This is a genomic window from Maribacter sp. 4U21 (assembly GCF_002742365.1).
GTDB lineage: Bacteria > Bacteroidota > Bacteroidia > Flavobacteriales > Flavobacteriaceae > Maribacter.
This window is the reverse complement of sequence record NZ_MDGN01000058.1, coordinates 1-20,369: the sequence shown is the minus strand read 5'-3', so window position 1 is coordinate 20,369 and position 20,369 is coordinate 1. Positions and strand designations below refer to the sequence as shown.

Sequence of the window (20,369 nt, the reverse complement as noted above, 5' to 3'; positions counted from 1 at the left end):
ATTGATATTTGCCCTCTAAAATTCAACCATGAAAAAAATACTTACTTCATTTTTAGTTCTTGCTTTTTTAAGCTCTTGTGGTGGAGACACAGAAAATACTATGACTGTAAGAGGTAAAATTAAAGGGTTAAAAAAAGGAACTCTATATTTTCAACATGTAAAAGATACCGCTCTTGTGTCTATTGACTCCTTACTTATTGAGGGTGATGGAAATTTTGAATTTAAAACAGAACTAGAAAGTCCAGAGCTATTTTACCTGTATTTAAACAAAAAAGATAATAACGACGTCAACGATAGGCTTGCCTTTTTTGGAGAATCAGGTGTTATCAATATTACCACCAATTGGAACACGTTTGATTTAAATGCAAAAATAGTAGGCTCTGATAGTAATGATAAGTTAGATGAGTTCCGAAAGAACATGTCCGAGGTAAATAAAAGAAGTCTCGAAATTATGCAAACAGCTTCAAATACCGAAAACCCCTTGACTGCCCAAGAAATAGATTCTTTAGAGTTTATGAACACTAGAAATATTCAGCGAGGTTATATGTATGCCATTAATTTTGCCATCAACAACAAAGACTCCTATGTAGCTCCTTACATTGCCATCAAGGAGATTCCAGACGCTAATATTAAATATTTGGATACTATTGCTCAAGTATTAACTCCAGAAGTTGCGGCGTCTAAGTATGGAAAGCAGCTTAAGGCATTCCTAGAGAATAGAAAATAAAAAAGCACCTATATAAGGTGCTTTCTAAATTCTTAAATAGTGAGTTTTAATTCAGTTTATTAAGCTCGTCTACCAAACCTTTTGCTTTAGTTTCTAGTTCTGCACGAACCGATTTTAAATGGGCTTTTCTATTTTCAACATCACGTTGGTTTACTTTTGCGATTAACGAATCAAAAGTTTCAATAGCCCCATCAATGATTTTAGAGCCTTCTTTAGAATCTTGTTTTCCGTTAGCAGCCTCAACAATATAGACCGCCTCAATAATATCTCCTAAAACGTAATTAATATCTTTTTTTAAATCTCTTACACTTGCCATGTTACTTCTATTTTTTACAAAAATACAATTTTAGAATATTAAACTATATAATCCGATTAAATAGTAACTTCCAAAAATTTAGCACTAGTAGTTTTTATGGTAATACTATTGGATGAAGCAGGAACCAAAACCGTTTCTCCTTTTGATATAATAGCTTCACCAGATTCGGTTTGTATTTTGCCCGTACCATCTACGCACATGAATATGGCAAAAGAATCTCTAAGAACAGTGTCTTGTCTAAAATTGCTTTCAAGACGTAGAAAATTGGTCTTGAAATAGGGGCAATCTACCATGGTATTGGTAGCATCTTTTTTATCCTCATAGGACACTTTAAAATCGTCCTTTTTCTGATAATCAATTGCGTCTAACGCTAAATCTGTATGAAGTTCCCTTAAATTCCCTTCTTTGTCCTTCCTATTAAAATCGAACACCCGATAGGTTACATCTGAGGTTTGTTGAATTTCTGCTAAAAGTACACCAGCGCCAATAGCATGAATCTTTCCAGTATTTATAAAAAAAGTATCCCCTTCCTTTACAGGTTCAAAATTCAACAAATCCAATAAGGTATTATCCTCTAAGCTCTTAGCATATTCGGACCTAGTAACATCTTTATTGAATCCTACTATGAGCTCTGCGCCAGGGTTGGCATCCATAACATACCACATCTCTGTCTTTCCAAAAGAATCATGTCTTTGCTTTGCCAATTTATCATTAGGATGTAACTGTATGGAAAGGTCCTGTTTAGCGTCTATGAATTTTATGAGGATGGGAAATTCTTTACCAAAACGCTCTACTACACTTTTTCCTAAAAGCTTTTCCGGGTGTTTGTCAATGAGTGTCTTTAAGGAAGTATTGGCCAATTCTCCGTTAGAAACTTCGCTTATATCTCCTGAAACCGTGGAAAGTTCCCAGCTTTCCCCTGTAATGTCACTCGTAATCGGTTTTCCTAAGACCGTATGCAACTTTTCTCCGCCCCAAAGTCGCTCTTTGAGAATCGGCTTAAATTTTAGTGGATGTATATTCATACTAACTTTTTTAAGTAAGATATATCTTACTTTTTAGATAACGCCAATAATGCCCTTTTCATATGTTCAGAGGCATTTAAACTATTGAAGACCATAACAACCTTTCCTTTTTCATCAATAACATAGGTTTCCCTACCAGGCACCAAAAGAAAGTTGTTCCTAATCTTAAACTTTCTGCGGACTTCGTTGTTCTTGTCCGATAGTAAAATAAAAGGTAACTGATGTTTATTCTGAAAATTTGCGTGACTTTTAGGTGTTTCCGCACTTATACCCACAACTTCGGCACCGCAATTTTTAAAATCCTCATATCTATCGCGGAAATCACAGGCCTCTTTTGTACAACCAGGGGTGTTATTTTTTGGATAGAAGTAAAGTACAAAAGGCTTTTCCCCTATTAATTGCTTGATAGAAAATTGATTTCCCTGTGCATCCGGAAGCGTGAATAGCGGAATAGCATCGCCTATTTTAAGTCCCATTTATCCAGAAAAGGTTACAAAATTTCTTGGTGTTTCATAAAGAACTACTTCCAGCTCTTTATCGCTGCTAATGTGCTTTCTTAACTTGTTCCAGATTACTACCGCGATATTCTCCGCAGTAGGGTTGAGTGTTTGAAATTCTTCAACCTCAATATTCAAATTTTTATGGTCAAAGGCGTCCTCTATGTGCAACTTAATAAGATCTTTTAATACCTTAACATCCATTACAAAACCGGTCTCAGGATCAATCGCTCCAATAACACTAACAATCAATTCGTAATTGTGACCATGAAAATTAGGGTTACTGCATTTCCCGAATATTGCTTTGTTTTTAGCATCGTCCCAATCTGCTCTAAATAATCTATGGGCAGCGTTAAAATGTGCCTTCCTACTTACCTTTACCTTCATTTTCTTCAATATTCGTTAGCAAATGTTCATAAAATTTTTCAAAAATAATCTTGAACCAAGCGGTGTACTCCTGCGGATTACTTTCCATATCCTTTTTAATAACATCAGGTTTCATCCATTTCCAGTTTTCAACTTCTTCTTTATTAATTACTGGAGGTGCACTAAAAGTCCCTATCATCACATGGTCCAATTCATGCTCCGTAAGCCCATTATCAAATGAAGCTTTGTAGATAAAAGAGAACAATTCCCTGAGTTCTGTGGTAAAGCCCATTTCTTCTTGAAGACGCCTTCTACCGGCTTCTACATTGGTCTCCCCTACTCTTTGGTGACTACAACATGTATTCGTCCATAGTAATGGGGAGTGGTATTTATGCGCAGCCCTTTGCTGCAACATTATTTCACCTTTATCATTAAGAATAAATACAGAAAATGCTCTGTGAAGTTGTGCCTTTTCGTGCGCTTCCATTTTCGGCATCGTGCCGATTTGCTCATCGCTGGCATTGACCAAAATTACTTCTTCTTCCTTCATTACGTAAAAATAAGACCTTTAAGTAACTTGGGGCAATACCAATTAATAAAAAACCTTGAAACGAAGAAAGGAACTACAGTGATTCTAGAAGAATCTAGGGGATTTAAGATTATTCTTGCTAGTGATAAAGTCGTATCTGAATATAACTTCAAAAGACCCATCATTAAAGGCAGCGTTACCTAGTTCCGTCATTTCTCGGTCATAGGCAATACCTATTAAGAATTTGTTAGAAACATTGAAACCTGCCATACCACTAAACGCAGCATCCCACCTATATGCAGCTCCCACGATAAACTTTTCGCTGAACATAAAATTAGCGGAGACATCTACCTGTAGGGGCGCACCTTGAGTCAATTTGGTAAGTAGTGTAGGTTTGAATTTTAGGAATGGATTTATATCCCAAACATATCCTGTGATAAAATAAAAGTTCATCTGCTCTTTTGCCGTGGACAAAGAGGATTCTTGAAAATGTGAAGTTTCTAAAAATCTTGGAACGGATAGGCCCGCATAAAATTTATTGGTATGATAATAAACTCCAGCTCCAATATTTGGCGATAGTTTGTTGTCTATATCCTGTTGCAAGGTTTGATCCGGCCCAAATTGGTTCAGTTCGGAAAAGCGAACGTCCAATAAATTAGCACTCGCTTTTAATCCAAAACTTAAACGACCTTCTAAAGAGGTGTAAATTGTATAAGAGAAATCTACATCAAAATTGGTTTCAGAAGTCGGACCAATTTTATCATTAACAATCGAAAACCCTAAGCCTAATCCTTTATACCCTATCGGCGAATGTATGTTTAAAGTTTGAGTTACAGGTGCACCATCTAAACCCACCCATTGGGAACGATGTAGTGCCGCAATACTAATCTGACCTCTAGAACCCGCATAGGCAGGGTTAACACTCACCGTATTATATATGTACTGGGTATATTGGGCATCTTGCTGCCCATAAACACCTATACTCATAAAACAGACCAATACTATAAGGGAGGATAGACCAGAAAACCGGACATGAACATTTTTCACCAAAGATTTAATTCTTACCATTCCTCTATCTGTTAATATATAAGTAACCCGAAAGCTGTTTTGTTTCGCCATTAGGCTCTTCATAATTCAAAATATAAAAATATGTTCCAACAGGCAGTTGGATATCTTGATTTACGGTTACTCTTCCCTGAGACGTGCCGTCAAAAACATTACCCTCCGTATCGTAAGCTCTTGTTGTAAAGACAGATACACCCCACCTATTGTAAATGCTGATATCATTATTAGGATAATTTTCCAGACCATCTATTCGTAGTACGTCATGAACACCATCTCCATTAGGCGTTAGCACATTGAAAACTTCAATGATATCTCCCTGTACTCCTGAATCCGGATCTAAATAGTTCGGAATACCGTCCTCATCAGTATCGTCGTTGGCATAATTACCATCCAAATCTAAATCTTCGCCTATGGTCTCAATACCATCATCATCATCATCCGTGTCACGATAGTCGGACTCTTCGTCACCATCCGTGTTAGGTAGCTGTCCGAAGGGGTCGTCCAATTCATCATTGACGTCAACATCGACTGTTATTGCGTCTTCATAACCATCATCAAGCCCATCATCATCTTTATCGGAACCAATGAAGACAACATCCGGAATACCGTCGTGATCATAATCGTGTGCTTCGATATTATCGGGAACATTATCATTATCACTGTCTTCATCCAAGTAATCTGGCAAACTGTCACCATCCGTATCTATTGGGAACAATCCTAAATCCCCATTAGTTTCATAGGCGTCATCAAGTCCATTATTATTTGCATCGACACCACTTGGTGGAATATAATCCGCAGTAGTTTGTGCCTCTAAATTGTCCGGTATACCGTCATTGTCTGAATCGATATCTAGATAATCCGGGAAACCGTCTCCATCCGAATCGGTTGGATTTGTAGCAGGGTCATTATCTCCGTCCAAGTTTAAATCCTCAAAACTATCTATGATACCGTCGTTGTCCGAATCAATATCCGTAACCATTGGAGGTGAAACTAAAATCGTTACTGTAGCGGTATCACAATTACCAAGATTGTCGCACACAGTATAGTCATAGGAGTCCGTTCCAAAGAAACCGGAATTTGGAGTGGAGGTAACCACATCATCAGAAGGATCATTTGGAGTTCCGTTATCATCTACGGTTACCACACCATCAGAAGGTTGTGTTACACTTAAAGTACCTATACTAGGTAAATCATTATCATTATCCTGCCAAAAAACTATTACTGCATTGGTATCTTGATCTACCGCAACACTATCGTCCACGGTATCCAATATGGGCAGGACATCCATCGTTACTGTTGCCGTGCTGCAATCTCCCATAGCATTACAAATTGTATAGTCAAAACTATCTGGCCCATTGTAATCAGCATTAGGTGTATAGGTAACGATATCATCAGTTGGGTCATTAGGTGTACCGTTATCATCTATAGCAACCGTTCCATTTGCGGGATTGGTAGTCGTAAGCGTACCTGTGGTAGGTAAATCCGAATCGTTCACGAAAATATCTACAATTACACTATCGTCTTCATCTACTGTTACAACATCGTTTACTAAGGTAGCTGCCTGCTGTAAGCAGACCACGGTAAAATTTGGCAGACTAGAATCATTGCCAACTTTGGTAATCGTAGCGGTATATCGCACCACTGTCTCCGTAGCCGTTATAGTGGGTCTCAGTTGATCTCCAGGAACTACCGGATTCCAACTCACGGAAGCTCCCGACGTAACATTTGAAGAGATATCCATTGTTACCTGATTATCCGGTGAAGAACAATCCGTTACTATGAAGTAACCTGTAGCGTTGGAGCCGCATAAGGTTCCATCGTAGGTAGCAAAATAGATACCTGGATTAGTTACTTCTAAGAAAAAATCCGTTCCCAGGACGGTACTCGTATCCGAAGCTTCATACCATTGATAATTATTTTCATCGGTACTATTCGGTGCTTGCAACAAGAACTGGGCGTTAGAAACTACTATTCCTAGTAATGTTAGCACAATACTGAGAAATATACTTTTATATGTTTTGATAGCTTTCAAATTGATTTGGGCTCCTATTTTAATTAGTTACTTTACAACAAACACTACATTAATCAAGGAGTTGTAATCCGCAGGAGCTCCAATGATGTCATACTCCATTTCTCCATCTGCATCAATTTCAACATTTGCAAAAACCGTGTTGTCAAAAAATGTTACATAATAATATAAATCGCCCGATGCGTAAGTCGGAATTGCGTTCGGGGCTTCATCTCCACCTCCAACATCACTTCTAACCATTGGACTTCCATATTGTGCAATATATTGAGCATGCAAATTAATAGTTTGGTTCAAAATAGGCGTTCCCGAATATGCAGAAACATCAATAGCAATAGATGGCGGATAAAATATATTAGGCCTTGTATTAGCTACAACGTATGGAGTTGCTGATGACCCATCTCCGGTTACACTTATGTCGTTACCTGCCGTTACAACAGTATTGTTTGCAGTAATCTGTGTATCCACATAGGTCTTTACCGCTTGCTCCGTTGGGAAGTCTGTATTGGAATTACCTGCTAAAGTGCCGTCAGTTGATTTGTTGGCGGCGTCCTCTTTGTCATTCTGTAGGTTCGTGATATCGTTCGTATTCGCCGTGATATTCGTCGTGTTCGTTGCTATGTTGCTTGCGTTGGTCGCCACTCCCGCTGAATCGTCCAAGGCCGAAATATCGGCGGATAGGGTCGTTCCGCTCTCCGTTACGCTCAGGTTCGTTCCGTCGAAGGCCACTGCACTGATGTCGTCGTCCGCAAGGCCGTCGACGTAATCCTTCGTTACCGCATCCGTCCCGGCTACCGGGGTACCCAGGTTCGTGATCACCGTACCGCCGGCATCCGCGCCCTCGGTCAATACCTCGCCCAGGTTCTGTATTTCGTTCTGGTCGTCCGTATCGTTATCGTTGGCGATATGGTTCGCTATGTCCGTAGCATTGGTAGTTATGTTACCAGCATTAGTGCTAATGTCCCCTGCGTTGGTCGCTATGTTCGTCGTGTTCGTGGCGATGTTGCTTGCGTTGGTCGCCACTCCCGCTGAATCGTCCAAGGCCGAAATATCGGCGGACAGCGTCGTTCCGCTCTCCGTTACGCTCAGGTTCGTTCCGTCGAAGGCCACCGCACTCGTGATCACCGTACCGCCGGCATCCGCGCCCTCGGCAAGTACTTCGGACAGGGTCTGGTCGTCCGTACCCGTACCATCTTGAAGTCCCGATAGGTCAATGACAGGGTCTACCTGATTTGGAACGTTCAATGTGAGGTCGGTACCCGATAAAGTACCTCCCGTGACAAAATCGTTCCCATCGGAACCGCCGGCAAGTACAAGCGCATCTATCCTAGAATCTATTTCTTCGAGAACTCCCTCTACCTCATTGTTCGTGAAGTTACCTCCTACATCGGCAACGCTGACTTCGGATGCCGTCTGGTTGTCCGTATCGATGTCCACCAAAGGTACACTTACCGTGTTGCCGTCCTGTATACTTATCTCCAAATTGACTCCGTTCACCTGGAAGTTCTCGAGGTTCTGGTCGTCCGTTCCATCCACACCGTCCAATTCCGTTTGTATCTCCTCTATGGCATCCTGTACATTGGTACTCGTTGTATTGCCAGCAGCCGTGAAGTCAACTCCAACGGCATCCTGTATCTCGTTCGTATCGTCAGTATCCCCGTCAGCGGCGATATGGTTCGCTATGTCCGTAGCGTTCGTGGTTATGTTACCTGCGTTGGTCGCGATGTTCGTCGTGTTCGTGGCGATGTCGCTTGCGTTGGTCGCCACTCCCGCTGAATCGTCCAAGGCCGAAATATCGGCGGACAGCGTCGTTCCGCTCTCCGTTACGCTCAAGTTCGTCCCGTCGAAGGCCACCGCACTGATGTCGTCGTCCGCAAGGCCGTCGACATAGGCCTTCGTTACCGCATCTCCCGCTGCAACTGGTGTGCCTAGGTTCGTGATCACCGTACCGCCGGCATCCGCGCCCTCGGTCAATACCTCGCCCAGGTTCTGTATTTCGTTCTGGTCGTCCGTATCGTTATCGTTGGCGATATGGTTCGCTATGTCCGTAGCATTGGTAGTTATGTTACCAGCATTAGTGCTAATGTCCCCTGCGTTGGTCGCGATGTTCGTCGTGTTCGTGGCGATGTCGCTTGCGTTGGTCGCCACTCCCGCTGAATCGTCTAGGTCACTAAGGTTCACCGTTACATCGGTTGCTCCCTCTCTTATCGTTAAAACATTACTGGGGGCGTCCAAACTTGCCCCAGTGATATCGTCGTCGGCTGATGCCGCTATCTGTGTATCCACATAGGTCTTGGTAGCAGCATCACTACCTAGTGTAGGTGTACCTAACCCTGTAATCACCGCTCCGTTGGCATCGTTACCATCGGCCAGTACTTCTTCAATATTCTGAATCTCGTTCAATGGGTCTGGATCAGCATCTGGAGATGCATTTCCTCCTACTTGTGTCCAAACTGCTCCATCCCAAACATATAGCTGCCCTGTGTTAGTATCTACATATGTTTCTCCAATATTACTGGCTGTCGCGCCAGTTGAGGCTGGTGTTCCCGCATCAACTTGTGATAATTCATTTGTTAAATCCGTATCGTTATCGTTGGCAATATGATTGGCGATGTCCGTTGCGTTAGTACCTATGTTTGTGGTATTAATGGCAATGTTTCCGGCGTTCGTGGCTATGTTACCAGCATTGGTACTAATGTCCCCTGTGTTGGTAGCGATGTTACTCGCGTTGGTCGCCACTCCCGCTGAATCGTCCAAGGCCGAAATATCGGCGGATAGGGTCGTTCCGCTCTCCGTTACGCTCAGGTTCGTTCCGTCGAAGGTCACTGCACTGATGTCGTCGTCCGCAAGGCCGTCGACATAGGCCTTCGTTACCGCATCTCCCGCTGCAACTGGTGTGCCTAGGTTCGTGATCACCGTACCGCCGGCATCCGCGCCCTCGGTCAATACCTCGCCCAGGTTCTGTATTTCGTTCTGGTCGTCCGTATCGTTATCGTTGGCGATATGGTTCGCTATGTCCGTAGCATTGGTAGTTATGTTACCAGCATTAGTGCTAATGTCCCCTGCGTTGGTCGCGATGTTCGTCGTGTTCGTGGCGATGTCGCTTGCGTTGGTCGCCACTCCCGCTGAATCGTCCAAGGCCGAAATATCGGCGGACAGCGTCGTTCCGCTCTCCGTTACGCTCAGGTTCGTTCCGTCGAAGGCCACCGCACTGATGTCGTCGTCCGCAAGGCCGTCGACGTAATCCTTCGTTACCGCATCCGTCCCGGCTACCGGAGTACCCAGGTTCGTGATCACCGTACCGCCGGCATCCGCGCCCTCACCGAGTACTTCGGACAAGGTTTGATCGTCCGTATTAACTCCAGCAGTAATATCAGCAAGCGGAACAGAAACGACATTTCCGTCAACAATACCCAATTCTAAATTTGCGCCGTTGACTTGAAAATTCTCCAAATTTTGATTATCGCTATTTACAAGATTAGCAATATCAGCTATAGCAATAGAAAAACTATTTGAATCACTATCTGTTAATACTAAATTTGTGTTTGAGCCGTCTATCGCAAAGGAAGTAATCGTTGTATTCGTATCTACTTGGGACGCAATGTCAGCTAAAGGAATAGAAATTATATTGTTATCGCTATCCGTAATTACTAAATTAGGGCCAACAACTTCGATACGATCATTCGTCGTATTGGTATCTACCGAAGTATCCTGCAAGTCAGAAAGATCAACTATTACCGTTCCTCCATTCTGTAAATCGAGACTCAAGATATTTGTAGCAGTTTCAAATGTAAAATTTTGAAGTTGTTGATTATCTGTATTGGTAGCAGTGGTCAATTCCCATGAATCACCGTCCCAGAAGAATATTGTACCTGTGGTGGTGTTTACGTACAAATCACCCAAATCCGCACCGCTTGGTGTTGTTACACCTGGAGCGGATACGTCCGTACCTTGAATAACCTCGCAATTACATTGATCTTCTAACGTAACCGTTGTCTGGGCAAATGTAAAACTTGTTACTAAAAACAGTATCCATAGAACTCTTTTGTCCATATGTGAATTTTTATTAATAATACTTACTTGTGTCCTCTTCATTTTTGTAAATCCTGAATTCAAAATTTCTATAATCAATTTCATCATCTTATGTTCTAAAATGCCCGTAAAAAATTTATGGCATACTTCTTCTTCACAAAATTAACTTAAAGCCCTGTCCTGAGAAATAAATGTTGTGTAACCATTTAAAAGTAATGTCTAGTGCTAAAAACATGAGGTTTCATTATAGTTGTTCCACGAAATACCACACAATACTCCTTAAGGAAAACCAGTAAAAATTAATCTTTGAAACAATTAATTAATTGATGAAATGACCAATATCTTTAATTAACACATACGATTTTACCCTTTTATTTGTAGTATATTCTTGTAAGTCAAGAACAACTTATAAGAACTCTTCATTGCAGTAAACGAATTACGTGCAATAGCCTAATCGTCCAGTAATAGCACCCTTACCTCTACTCCGCAATGGGTCCTACGATAGGCTAAACAAAGGTTTCATTATTATTAAATAGGTACAGATCTAAACGAAAGGCATATTTCTTAGAAGTGAATTCAATTGCCAGCTTACGTATTCTATTTCATAATTATTGAATCACTACTTTATGGAAATAATAATATTTAATCTATTTGAAAAATTTGAATAATAGTTTTTTTATATATGAACAGCTTGAAAATAAGATTCAATTGGAGTCGAACAACAATAGCGCAAAGCGTATGAGTGATAGTGCCTTTAGAGTCACTCGAATAAGGAATAGGACAAAACAAAAATCCACAACCACTTAGCAAATGTGCTTAGAGGGCTTTGAGGGCGATTGCAAGTGTATGTCGAGAAGAAGAAGAAGAATGTTTTGCGGAGCACACCCTAGATACAATTAATTTTTCTTTATGCGATAGGTAATCCTGCGATTGGTAATCACCGTAAAGGTCTTTAATGTACTCATAGGTGAGAACTCTGAAGTAGAATTCGCAACTGTGGCTGTAGCCGTAATATCCTTTCCTGGAGTTACTCCCAACGGAATACTAAAAATAAACGTAAATTGATTGGTATTGTCCGTATTATTATCCAAATCTAAATAAGATGATGTTTTTGAATTCGTATCAGCACCACTACCCTCTACAAAGGAGCCAATAAATACCTGACCCTCACCATAATCAGTTGATAAACCTAGTTGATTAGCTCCAGCAACTGCGGTTCCTTCAGAAATATCGGTTAGAAAGAACTCCATGGTTGCTCCGGGTATAGACCATCCGGTAACAATAACGCTTGTACCGTTAATATTTGCTGTTTCTATAATTGGAAAATTGAGAAGGTTATTGAAACCTGAATCAACATCCCCAGAATCATTTAATGTTACCCCATCACCCAATAAATCTATACCCAATGCATCTGTGGTAGTCCCATTATTATAAAAAGAGTTTTGAGTAATTGTATTAGCCGTACCATTACCAGTGGTTGCAAAACCTGTACCTCCATTGGAGTGAAATACATTGTAGCTAATGGTTGAATTCCCCCCATTCAACTCAACTCCCATGTTTTCAGGTCCCGCTCCACAATTACTTACAATTCGGCCCAAGAAAGTAATTGTATTTTCCGTAAGACTCAAACCATTGAAGTAGGAAGTGGCATTGATTCCCAACGTAGCTGCATTTTCAATCAAATTTTGTTGAATAATAATTCCGCTCCCTCCCGAAATTCTTATGTTGTCATCACACGAGGTTATTCCATTTGTAGTAATATGGTTAAGTTGAACGAGACTGGAAGTGCCACCATTCAAAACAATTCCACTATCACTATTTGTGGATACGTAATTTCCAATTGCTTGGATATTTCCACCTTGGTTTTCTATGCCTATATCAATATTACCAGCATTATTACCTAATGCATTGACACCTATAAGGTTTGATTCTTTGGTCAATGAGCCAGTTCCTATTCGAATACCTGAGTTATTATTGGCAAAAATGGAAATATGCCGAATAACATTATTGTTACCATTATTAACTATAACATCTCCGGCATTTCTTTGAATCTGTATTTCGAGTCTTTCATAGTTTGGAAGATTAACCATAGTAGTACCCACCGTATTTCTGCTGGCACCCACGCTACCCAAATTTGTATTTCCACTATATGCTGTTTGGGTTCGCCCATCAATTATCAAATTATTTGAAGTAAGGTCTTTAGGGTTAACAGTATCATTATAAAAAATATCAAAGTAGCCTGAGGCAAACCCACCATCAGCCGTAAGACCCATAGGGTCTGAGCTAGAAGGAATTACGAAAATGGAGACATCTTCTCCTGTTCCTAGATCAAAAATGGCATTTGCCTCGATATCCAGTCCGCTTTCGTCCAAATTATTAGCATTGATTATGAATTGGTCAAAAGATCCCTGACCATCTTCATTGGTATTTACTATGGTGTTAAAGTTAAAACCAAAATCGACATCAATAATTCCGCTCGCATTGATAAATATAGTCGATACCGACTGTCCACCAGTCAAAGTGCCTAGTGGAGTATCTTCGCCTGCTGGATTCGTTCCACCAACTTTATCAACAACATCGGCAAGACCAGCACCAGTATCAAATCTTCTAAATGTTTGAACAGGATAACATGATGAGCATGCAGCTCCACCACCTCTATTTGAAAAAACAGTAGAATTAACCACACGCAATGAATATGTATCGTTAGGAATTCCTCCATATACTTATAGTCCGTTCTCATCGGTTATTTGAGTATCTACAAGACTGCCAGATGAATTATATAATTCTACCGATACACCTTCAACCGGTATTCCACCAGCTGTAGTGATATCTCGACCAGCGCCACCTGGATAATTTACATCTTCAAAGACAGTTCCAGCAATCAAATTTGAAGGTACTTTAATTACCACACCGTTAGGCAGAACAAAATCTCCTCCCATTTCTACGTTTGTAGCTACTGATTATTCAGCTGGCGCAATAAATGAAGATATATCGTAGGTATCCAAATCCAGACCATAGGTAGTGGTGTTATTTATATTTGGAAGTACCGTATTATCAAAAATTGTAGAATTGTATGGATTGTCCACTGTTACACCGTCGTTCTCCCCATCGCCTGCGAGCCTATTGGTACCCAAGGAGGTGGTTATAGAAAGTTGTTCTACGCCGGTAATCGATTGATATCCCTCCCAAGACAAAATGGTGGTCTTAGCTTCAGAAGCAGCGATTGCATAAAATCCGTCCAAAGTAAAGCTCACGGGAGATGTGGCATTTTGATATCCCTGAAAACCTTGATATAGTTTTAGTGATACCGCAGGTAACGAAGCTTCTTCATAAAAAATCATCAAACTCCATCCACCCAATGTCACTTGACCCGAGCAATAAGAACTAGTATTATCTACGTTCAAACCTGAAAAATCAAAAGTATTTGTCCTTATATTACCTATAGGAATACCTTCCACGAGAGTTGTAACATCAGCAATCATAGAATAAAAGGAAAGTGCACCTATGAAGGACTCATTTGCGAAATCTGCATTTATATTCTGCCCCTCAAGCGTAACCTGTAAATCGGGGCTGGTACCGGAATGTGTCCAGAATAAAAAGGCCTGCTCTTTCTGGGCGGTGGCGGGCACAGTGGTGGTTAGCGTATTGCTAGATGTCGTTACTATAGAACAGGTATTACCACTATTATCCTGATCACGCATACTACCACCGGTAAGAGCATAATCATAATACCCATTATATTCCCTAAATAGTGATAAGGGCGTATTTGACCGCACCTCATTATCATCAATAGTAATAGTAGCCGTATCCGTAAAATCCACTATTGAATCCGAACTTGAAACAAAATCAATTCTGAAATCTTTGGGTCCTTCAATTAACGTATCATCTAAAATTGACACGGTTATGGTTTCCGTATCACCCACAGTCCCATTAAAATTCAAAGCCCCGGAAGATAGGGCATAATCGGTTCCCGCCGTCACCGTAATATCGGCGGTCTGATAATTTACTGTAAAAGGACCGGTAGCAGCATTACTGGAGTGAGTGGCTGTTATAGAGCCCGTGCCGTCCGTTTCATTAAACGTAACGTCGTTTACGGTAACAGTTGGACCATACTGAGCGGTAAATAGGACGTAATCTACGAAAATGGTTTCCGTATTTCCCCAATCATTGTTATCACTAAAAAAAATGATTGCCGGATTAGAAGCAATTTCGTCACTTGTTAAAACATACGTAATTGTTCCCGAATCGGAGGTGTTTATTAAACCTACCAAATTCCAAACAAATGTGTTTGAGTTATAGATGTAAACATCTAATTGTTCATCTCCCCTGGAAGTGGCGTTGTAGTCCAATTTTAATGTTACTGAAGATGCGCCAGCTATAGGAACAAATCTATATATCCACGCATCATCCATATTCCTGAACCTGAGCTGAATGGAATTTATTCTAATATCTCCGTTAGAGGGGCTCCCATTATCATTTTGCTCAATCCAGTTTGAACTAAAATTTTGAGTATCGTTATTGTTACTATAAGAAACGATATCAAAATTATCACGAAACGTATCTTGTGCATTTACATTTGAGACAATGATTGTAATTAAAACAAAAATTAAAGGATAAATCCTATTCAACATAACAGATTTTAATCGTTTGGTTAAGTAAAAACCGTAAAATCAAATGTAATCTTGAATAAATTGTTAAATTATTTATTGTTGTGAAAGCGGTAAAGGTATAGGCGAAATAACGGAATTATTTGATTGTGAGAAACTTATAATTTCTAAGTACCGGGCTATTAACTAAAAAAAGATTATGATTTTTTTGTTTGAAAAAGGAATTCACTAAACTATTCCATTATAATAAACTCAGAACGTCTATTCAAATCGTGCTTTTCGGAGGAACACTTAATTCCATCCTCACACTCATTGATAAGTTTTGTTTCTCCAAATCCTTCACTCGCTAACCTGTCCTTAGAAATACCATTTTTTATCATATAATTAATGGTTGATTCAGCCCTTTTTTGGGATAACCAGAGATTATAGGCTGCAGGCCCTCTACTATCGGTATGGGAGTTGACCTGTATCTTAAGACTCGGATATTTCTCCATGGCAGCGATTACCTTTTCTACCTCTATTTCAGAATCTTTGCGGATATTGTATTTATCAAAGTCAAAATAAATGGTACTCAATTGCAGTAACTTGGCCAAATCGTCTCCAAAACCAGCTGTAATCGTATCTCTTTCCAAGTAAAAATCAATTATTTTAGGCTTACCATCAGAGATGCCAACATATTCTTCAAATGGTATATAACCCTCCATCAGGGCCCTTACAAAGTTTCCTTGATTACAATCTAAAACTAAACTATAATTACCATCAGAGTCCGTAATGGTATAAAAAATCTCCTCATTCTCCTCATTTATGACCTTTACCGTAGCACCTACCAAGACTTCATTTGAAATTTTGTCCCTCACCGTTCCAGTAACTTTTTGCACACATTCAAAAACAAGTGGTTCTTTTTCAACCAAGGCATAAATATCGTCAGCTCCTAACCCATCTTCCCTGTTCGAAGCCAAATAACCTGTTCTAGTTTCCTCATTGAAGATAAAAGTAAAGTCGTCCTTATTACTGTTCACAGGTTCCCCGACATTCATAACGTTCCCAGTAAAATCCTGTCGTTTTATTTTTGTAGCAAAAACATCCAATCCTCCGAGTCCGGGATGACCATCAGATGAAAAATATAGAATTTCCTCACTAGTCACAAAAGGAAAGGTTTCCCTCGCTTCTGTATTAATATTGGCTCCTAAATTTTCTGGTGTTCCGAACGTTCTATCATTATTAATGGATGTCTTAAATATATCCGACTCTCCAAGCGTACCCGGCATGTCTGAAGCAAAGTACAAAGTCTTCTCATCGGGACTTAGCGCTGGGTGTGCCACAGAATAAGAATCACTATTAAAGGGAAGTTCCTCAATTTCAGTCCAATCGCCATCAATCAACTGTGCCCTGAAAATTTTCAATCGTATAATCCCTTTTTCGTCCTTCTTGTACTTTCCTTCTACAAAATTATTCCTAGTAAAATATATTGTTTTACCGTCTTTGGTCACTATTGACGTGGACTCATGCAAGCGCGTATTAATCCTATCCTTCCGTTTTCCCAAATCATCGGAAGTAGTTGTATTCCCATTATCTAAAGGAATTGATTCTTTTTTTCCTTTGAGGTCTATTTTTACTACATTATTAAGAGATACACTATCCGCATTTACCCTATATAAGTCTAAAAAATCCTTGGAATTCCAAGTGTGTCTGTATCGCGCAAAGTTGCCGGTATCCCTATCCGATGAAAAAATGAGCCCTTCTTTATAATATGACGGAGCAAATTCCGAGTAAACCGAGTTATATTCAAAAGGCTTTAGTTCATAACGCCCAGAGTTAGCCTTAATCTCTGCCAAATAGTCTTTTTCACTCTTGAATACCGAAGCTCTGTTATCTCCCGAGGTAAGCATGGTGAATTTGGACATCACTTCATTAGACCCATTATAATCGCCGAGCGTTCTTAGTGTCTGAGAGTACTTAAAATAATCCTCAGGGGTGATATCATTTGGGTACTCCGAAACTAATTTCTTATAGGTTTCAGCGGCTTCCTTGTACTGTGCGTTATAGTAATAGGAATTTCCTAATTTTTTCAATAAATCCGCTGAAGTATATCCCTTCTCAATTACTTTTTTATAAATATCAATAGCCGGACTAAAAGAATACTCTTCATACTTCTCATTTCCTTTATTGATAAGCCTTTCCTGCGCTTGGGAAAATTCCAAACCACATATCATTAAAAGCAGAACCAAAAGCTGTGATTTTTTCATCATGGTTTGTCTGTTTTAGAAGAATCGGGGAGATACTAATCTTTGGAACGATTTTACCAATTCAAATCGTAAAAACACTTCAAAAGACCCATCGTTGAACTGTGTTCCGCCCAAATCAGTAGTCTCTTTATCGTAAGCTAGGCCCAACATAAACTGGTCCGAAATCTGGAAACCGGCCATAGCACTTAAGGCGGCATCCCAACGATAAGCCGCTCCAAAAGTAAATTTCTCATTGAACATAAAGTTTGCTGAAAAATCAACCTGTAACGGAGCTCCGCCCACCATCTTGGTCAATAATGCAGGTTTGAACTTTAGATTGCCGTTTAAATCAAAAACGTAACCAGTTATCAAGTAGAAATTGATACGCTCCTTGGAAAGGAACTGTACCGTATTCGCATCTCTCTGGGAATTATCAAAATGCTCTGTTTGTAATAAGTTAGGAGCGGATAGGCCGGCGTAAAACTTGTTGGAATGATAATACAGTCCTAAACCCACATTTGGCGAAAACCTATTCTCTATGTTATCTGAATTTACAGGCTCTGCATCAAAATTCCTTAACTTATTAAAATCTAGATTTAATAAATTACCCCCTGCTTTTAATCCAAAAGATAATTTACCCTCTCTGGACACATCAATAGTATATGATATAATTCCGTCAAAATAAGTTTCTTGAACTACCCCATCCCCTATTTCGTCATTTACTATGGACACACCATAGCCTAATTTACTATTTCTAATAGGAGAGTGAAGGTTTAGCGTTTGCGAAGTCGGAGCGCCATCGAGACCGACCCATTGCGCCCTGTACAAAGCAGCAATACTAAGTTGCCCACGAGAACCTGCGTAAGCCGGGTTGACACTCATCGTATTGAACATATACTGCGTATACTGAGCATCTTGCTGGGCATTGACCAATCCAATAAAAACAAAGGATAATAGCGTAACAATAGTAAACTTATTCCTGATATTCATATGGTTATAGTATTATCTGCTGATGTAAATATACTCACTATCAACTTTATTTTCCCCATCCAAGGTAGTATAGTCAAATATATAATAATAGATACCCGACGGAAGATAGTCCTCAACACTTAAGGTTGACCTTCCTCGTGAGCGTCCATCAAAAACATTATTTTGATTGTTATAATTCTCTCCCTCGTACACAGCAACTCCCCATCTGTTAAATATTTTTAAAGAACTGGTTCTAATACCTTCTACTCCTCTTATAAACAAGAAATCATTCTTTCCATCTGCGTTTGGAGTTACCATTTGGTTGACCTCAATCTGTAATATTTGAGGTTCATTGACGGTCACAGTTATGATTGCCGTATCGCAAACGCCTGCGACATCACATACGGTGTACTCAAAAGTGTCCGTACCACTAAATCCTGTATTAGGAGTATAGGTAAAGAAATCATCAGTAATATCGTCGGGTGTTCCTCCGTCATTTAATACCACTGTGCCGTTGGAAGGGTCAGTGAAAGTGATGGTCCCATCTGCGGGAATATTACTATCATTATCTAACATCGTAATATCTACGGAAACTTCAGGGTCCGTTGTAACCGAATCATCTACCACATCCAAAACAGGAGGAGTTCCCACTGTTATAGTAACTATGGCCGTATCGCAGTTTCCAAGCGCATCACAAACCGTATACTCAAACGTGTCCGTGCCATTGAATCCGTCCTCTGGAGTGTAGACTAGAAAGTCATCCGTGATATCGTCGGGTGTTCCTCCGTCATTTAATACCACTGTGCCGTTGGAAGGGTCAGTGAAAGTGATGGTCCCATCTGCCGGAATACCAGTGTCGTTGGCAAAAATATCAATATCAACTGGAGTATTCTCCGGTGTGGACAAAGAGTCGTCCACCACATCCAAAACAGGAGGAGTTCCTACCGTTATAGTAACTACAGCCGTATCGCAGTTTCCAAGCGCATCACAAACCGTATACTCAAACGTGTCCGTGCCATTGAATCCGTCCTCTGGCGTGTAGACTAGAAAGTCGTCCGTGATATCATCCGGAGTACCGCCGTCGTTCAATACCAAGGTACCGTTGGAAGGATTGGTGAAAGTGAGTGTTCCATCTACCGGAATACCAGTGTCATTGTCAAAAATATCAATATCAACTAGGGTATTCTCAAGTGTGGTAACACTGTCGTCTATTGCATCCAAAATACCACTATCAGGATCAAGGTAGTCCGGGGTGCCGTCACCGTCCGTATCATCATTTGTCGGGTCGCCGTCGTTGTCCAGATCCTCGTCCGGAGTGTCGATGCCGTCTCCGTCGTCGTCAAGGTCACGGTAGTTAACGTCCTCCGTACCGTCCGTATCCGGTAAATCGTTCTGCGGGTCGTCTATCTCGTCGTTCACGTCGAAACCGTCATCGACATCACTACCCTCGTAGCCGTCGTCAAGACCGTCACCGTCCGTATCCACACCCGTAAAGGTCTGGTCCGGTACTCCGTCGAAATTGAAATCGTTACCCTCGTTGTTGTCAGGGACCGTATCGTTGTCACTGTCGTCGTCCAGATAGTCCGGATTGTCCGTACCGTCCGTGTTCACAGGGGTAAGACCACCGATGTAAGCACTGTTCACCCCATCGTTCGCCGCGTAAGTGGCCGCATCGTCGTCGTTGGGAGCTATATAACCTGCCGTCGTTTGACCTTCAATATTGTCCGGAATACCGTCGTTGTCACTGTCTATGTCCAAATGGTCCGGTCTACCGTCGCCGTCCGAATCCAGGGAATCGGTCAACGGGTCGTTGTCACCATCCACGTTAGGGTCCTCAGTAGTATCCAATATACCGTCGTTGTCGTCATCTAGGTCAACACTATCGGGTACGCCATCGCCGTCCGTATCGGGATCGTTATCGTCCGGGTCAAGGTAGTCGGGGGTGCCGTCACCGTCCGTATCATCATTTGTCGGGTCGCCGTCGT

General features: G+C 40.9%; 15 protein-coding genes. 1 reads left to right on the top strand and 14 read right to left on the bottom strand.

The features are described from left to right. The first annotated feature begins 28 nt into the window (after positions 1-28). Entirely contained in the window at positions 29-727 is a 699-nt protein-coding gene (locus BFP77_RS12370; RefSeq protein WP_099574343.1) for a DUF4369 domain-containing protein, read from the top strand. Positions 728-773: 46 nt separating this feature from the next. On the opposite strand, the gene BFP77_RS12365 is transcribed toward BFP77_RS12370, so the two are convergent. The 14 genes from BFP77_RS12365 to BFP77_RS12300 all read right to left on the bottom strand — a co-directional run. Next, on the bottom strand, positions 774-1,043 hold the full coding sequence (locus tag BFP77_RS12365) for a hypothetical protein (RefSeq protein WP_099574342.1): 270 nt from the start codon (positions 1,041-1,043) through the stop codon (positions 774-776). Positions 1,044-1,099: 56 nt separating this feature from the next. Then, positions 1,100-2,068, bottom strand: a complete 969-nt coding sequence (locus BFP77_RS12360; RefSeq protein WP_180272357.1) for a type I phosphomannose isomerase catalytic subunit — start codon at positions 2,066-2,068, stop codon at positions 1,100-1,102. 26 nt (positions 2,069-2,094) lie between these two features. Next, complete coding sequence (locus BFP77_RS12355; RefSeq protein WP_099574341.1) at positions 2,095-2,544, bottom strand: peroxiredoxin; 450 nt, start codon at positions 2,542-2,544, stop codon at positions 2,095-2,097. Continuing rightward, positions 2,545-2,952, bottom strand: a complete 408-nt coding sequence (locus BFP77_RS12350) for a 6-pyruvoyl trahydropterin synthase family protein (protein WP_099574340.1) — start codon at positions 2,950-2,952, stop codon at positions 2,545-2,547. It abuts the gene before it with no gap. Further along, positions 2,933-3,481, bottom strand: coding sequence for an isopentenyl-diphosphate Delta-isomerase (gene idi, locus BFP77_RS12345; RefSeq protein WP_099574339.1), 549 nt, complete (start codon positions 3,479-3,481; stop codon positions 2,933-2,935). The genes BFP77_RS12350 and idi overlap by 20 nt, the downstream gene beginning before the upstream one ends. Positions 3,482-3,565: 84 nt before the next feature. After that, positions 3,566-4,528, bottom strand: coding sequence for a PorP/SprF family type IX secretion system membrane protein (locus tag BFP77_RS12340; protein ID WP_099574487.1), 963 nt, complete (start codon positions 4,526-4,528; stop codon positions 3,566-3,568). Between the two features lie 4 nt (positions 4,529-4,532). Continuing rightward, positions 4,533-6,515 (bottom strand): gliding motility-associated C-terminal domain-containing protein, encoded by a 1,983-nt coding sequence (locus tag BFP77_RS12335; protein WP_257212963.1) that lies wholly within the window; start codon positions 6,513-6,515, stop codon positions 4,533-4,535. 69 nt (positions 6,516-6,584) lie between these two features. Then, positions 6,585-10,604 carry a beta strand repeat-containing protein gene (locus BFP77_RS12330; RefSeq protein WP_143751902.1) on the bottom strand — a complete coding sequence of 1,340 codons (4,020 nt, stop codon included), beginning with the start codon at positions 10,602-10,604 and terminating at the stop codon, positions 6,585-6,587. Positions 10,605-11,479: 875 nt separating this feature from the next. Beyond that, entirely contained in the window at positions 11,480-13,267 is a 1,788-nt protein-coding gene (locus BFP77_RS12325; RefSeq protein ID WP_099574336.1) for a NosD domain-containing protein, read from the bottom strand. Positions 13,268-13,306: 39 nt separating this feature from the next. Continuing rightward, positions 13,307-13,522, bottom strand: coding sequence for a hypothetical protein (locus BFP77_RS12320; protein WP_099574335.1), 216 nt, complete (start codon positions 13,520-13,522; stop codon positions 13,307-13,309). A gap of 21 nt (positions 13,523-13,543) precedes the next feature. Beyond that, positions 13,544-15,214: a Calx-beta domain-containing protein gene (locus BFP77_RS12315; protein ID WP_099574334.1), complete on the bottom strand. Its 1,671-nt coding sequence runs from the start codon at positions 15,212-15,214 to the stop codon at positions 13,544-13,546. A gap of 209 nt (positions 15,215-15,423) precedes the next feature. Next, entirely contained in the window at positions 15,424-17,436 is a 2,013-nt protein-coding gene (locus tag BFP77_RS12310; protein WP_373604834.1) for an OmpA family protein, read from the bottom strand. A gap of 15 nt (positions 17,437-17,451) precedes the next feature. Next, the gene (locus BFP77_RS12305; RefSeq protein WP_099574332.1) at positions 17,452-18,405 is read right to left on the bottom strand and encodes a PorP/SprF family type IX secretion system membrane protein; all 954 of its coding nucleotides are present in this window, start codon (positions 18,403-18,405) and stop codon (positions 17,452-17,454) included. A 12-nt stretch (positions 18,406-18,417) separates the two neighbouring features. Then, positions 18,418-20,369: Ig-like domain-containing protein (locus BFP77_RS12300; protein ID WP_180272356.1), on the bottom strand; the 1,952-nt coding region annotated here is incomplete at its 5' end.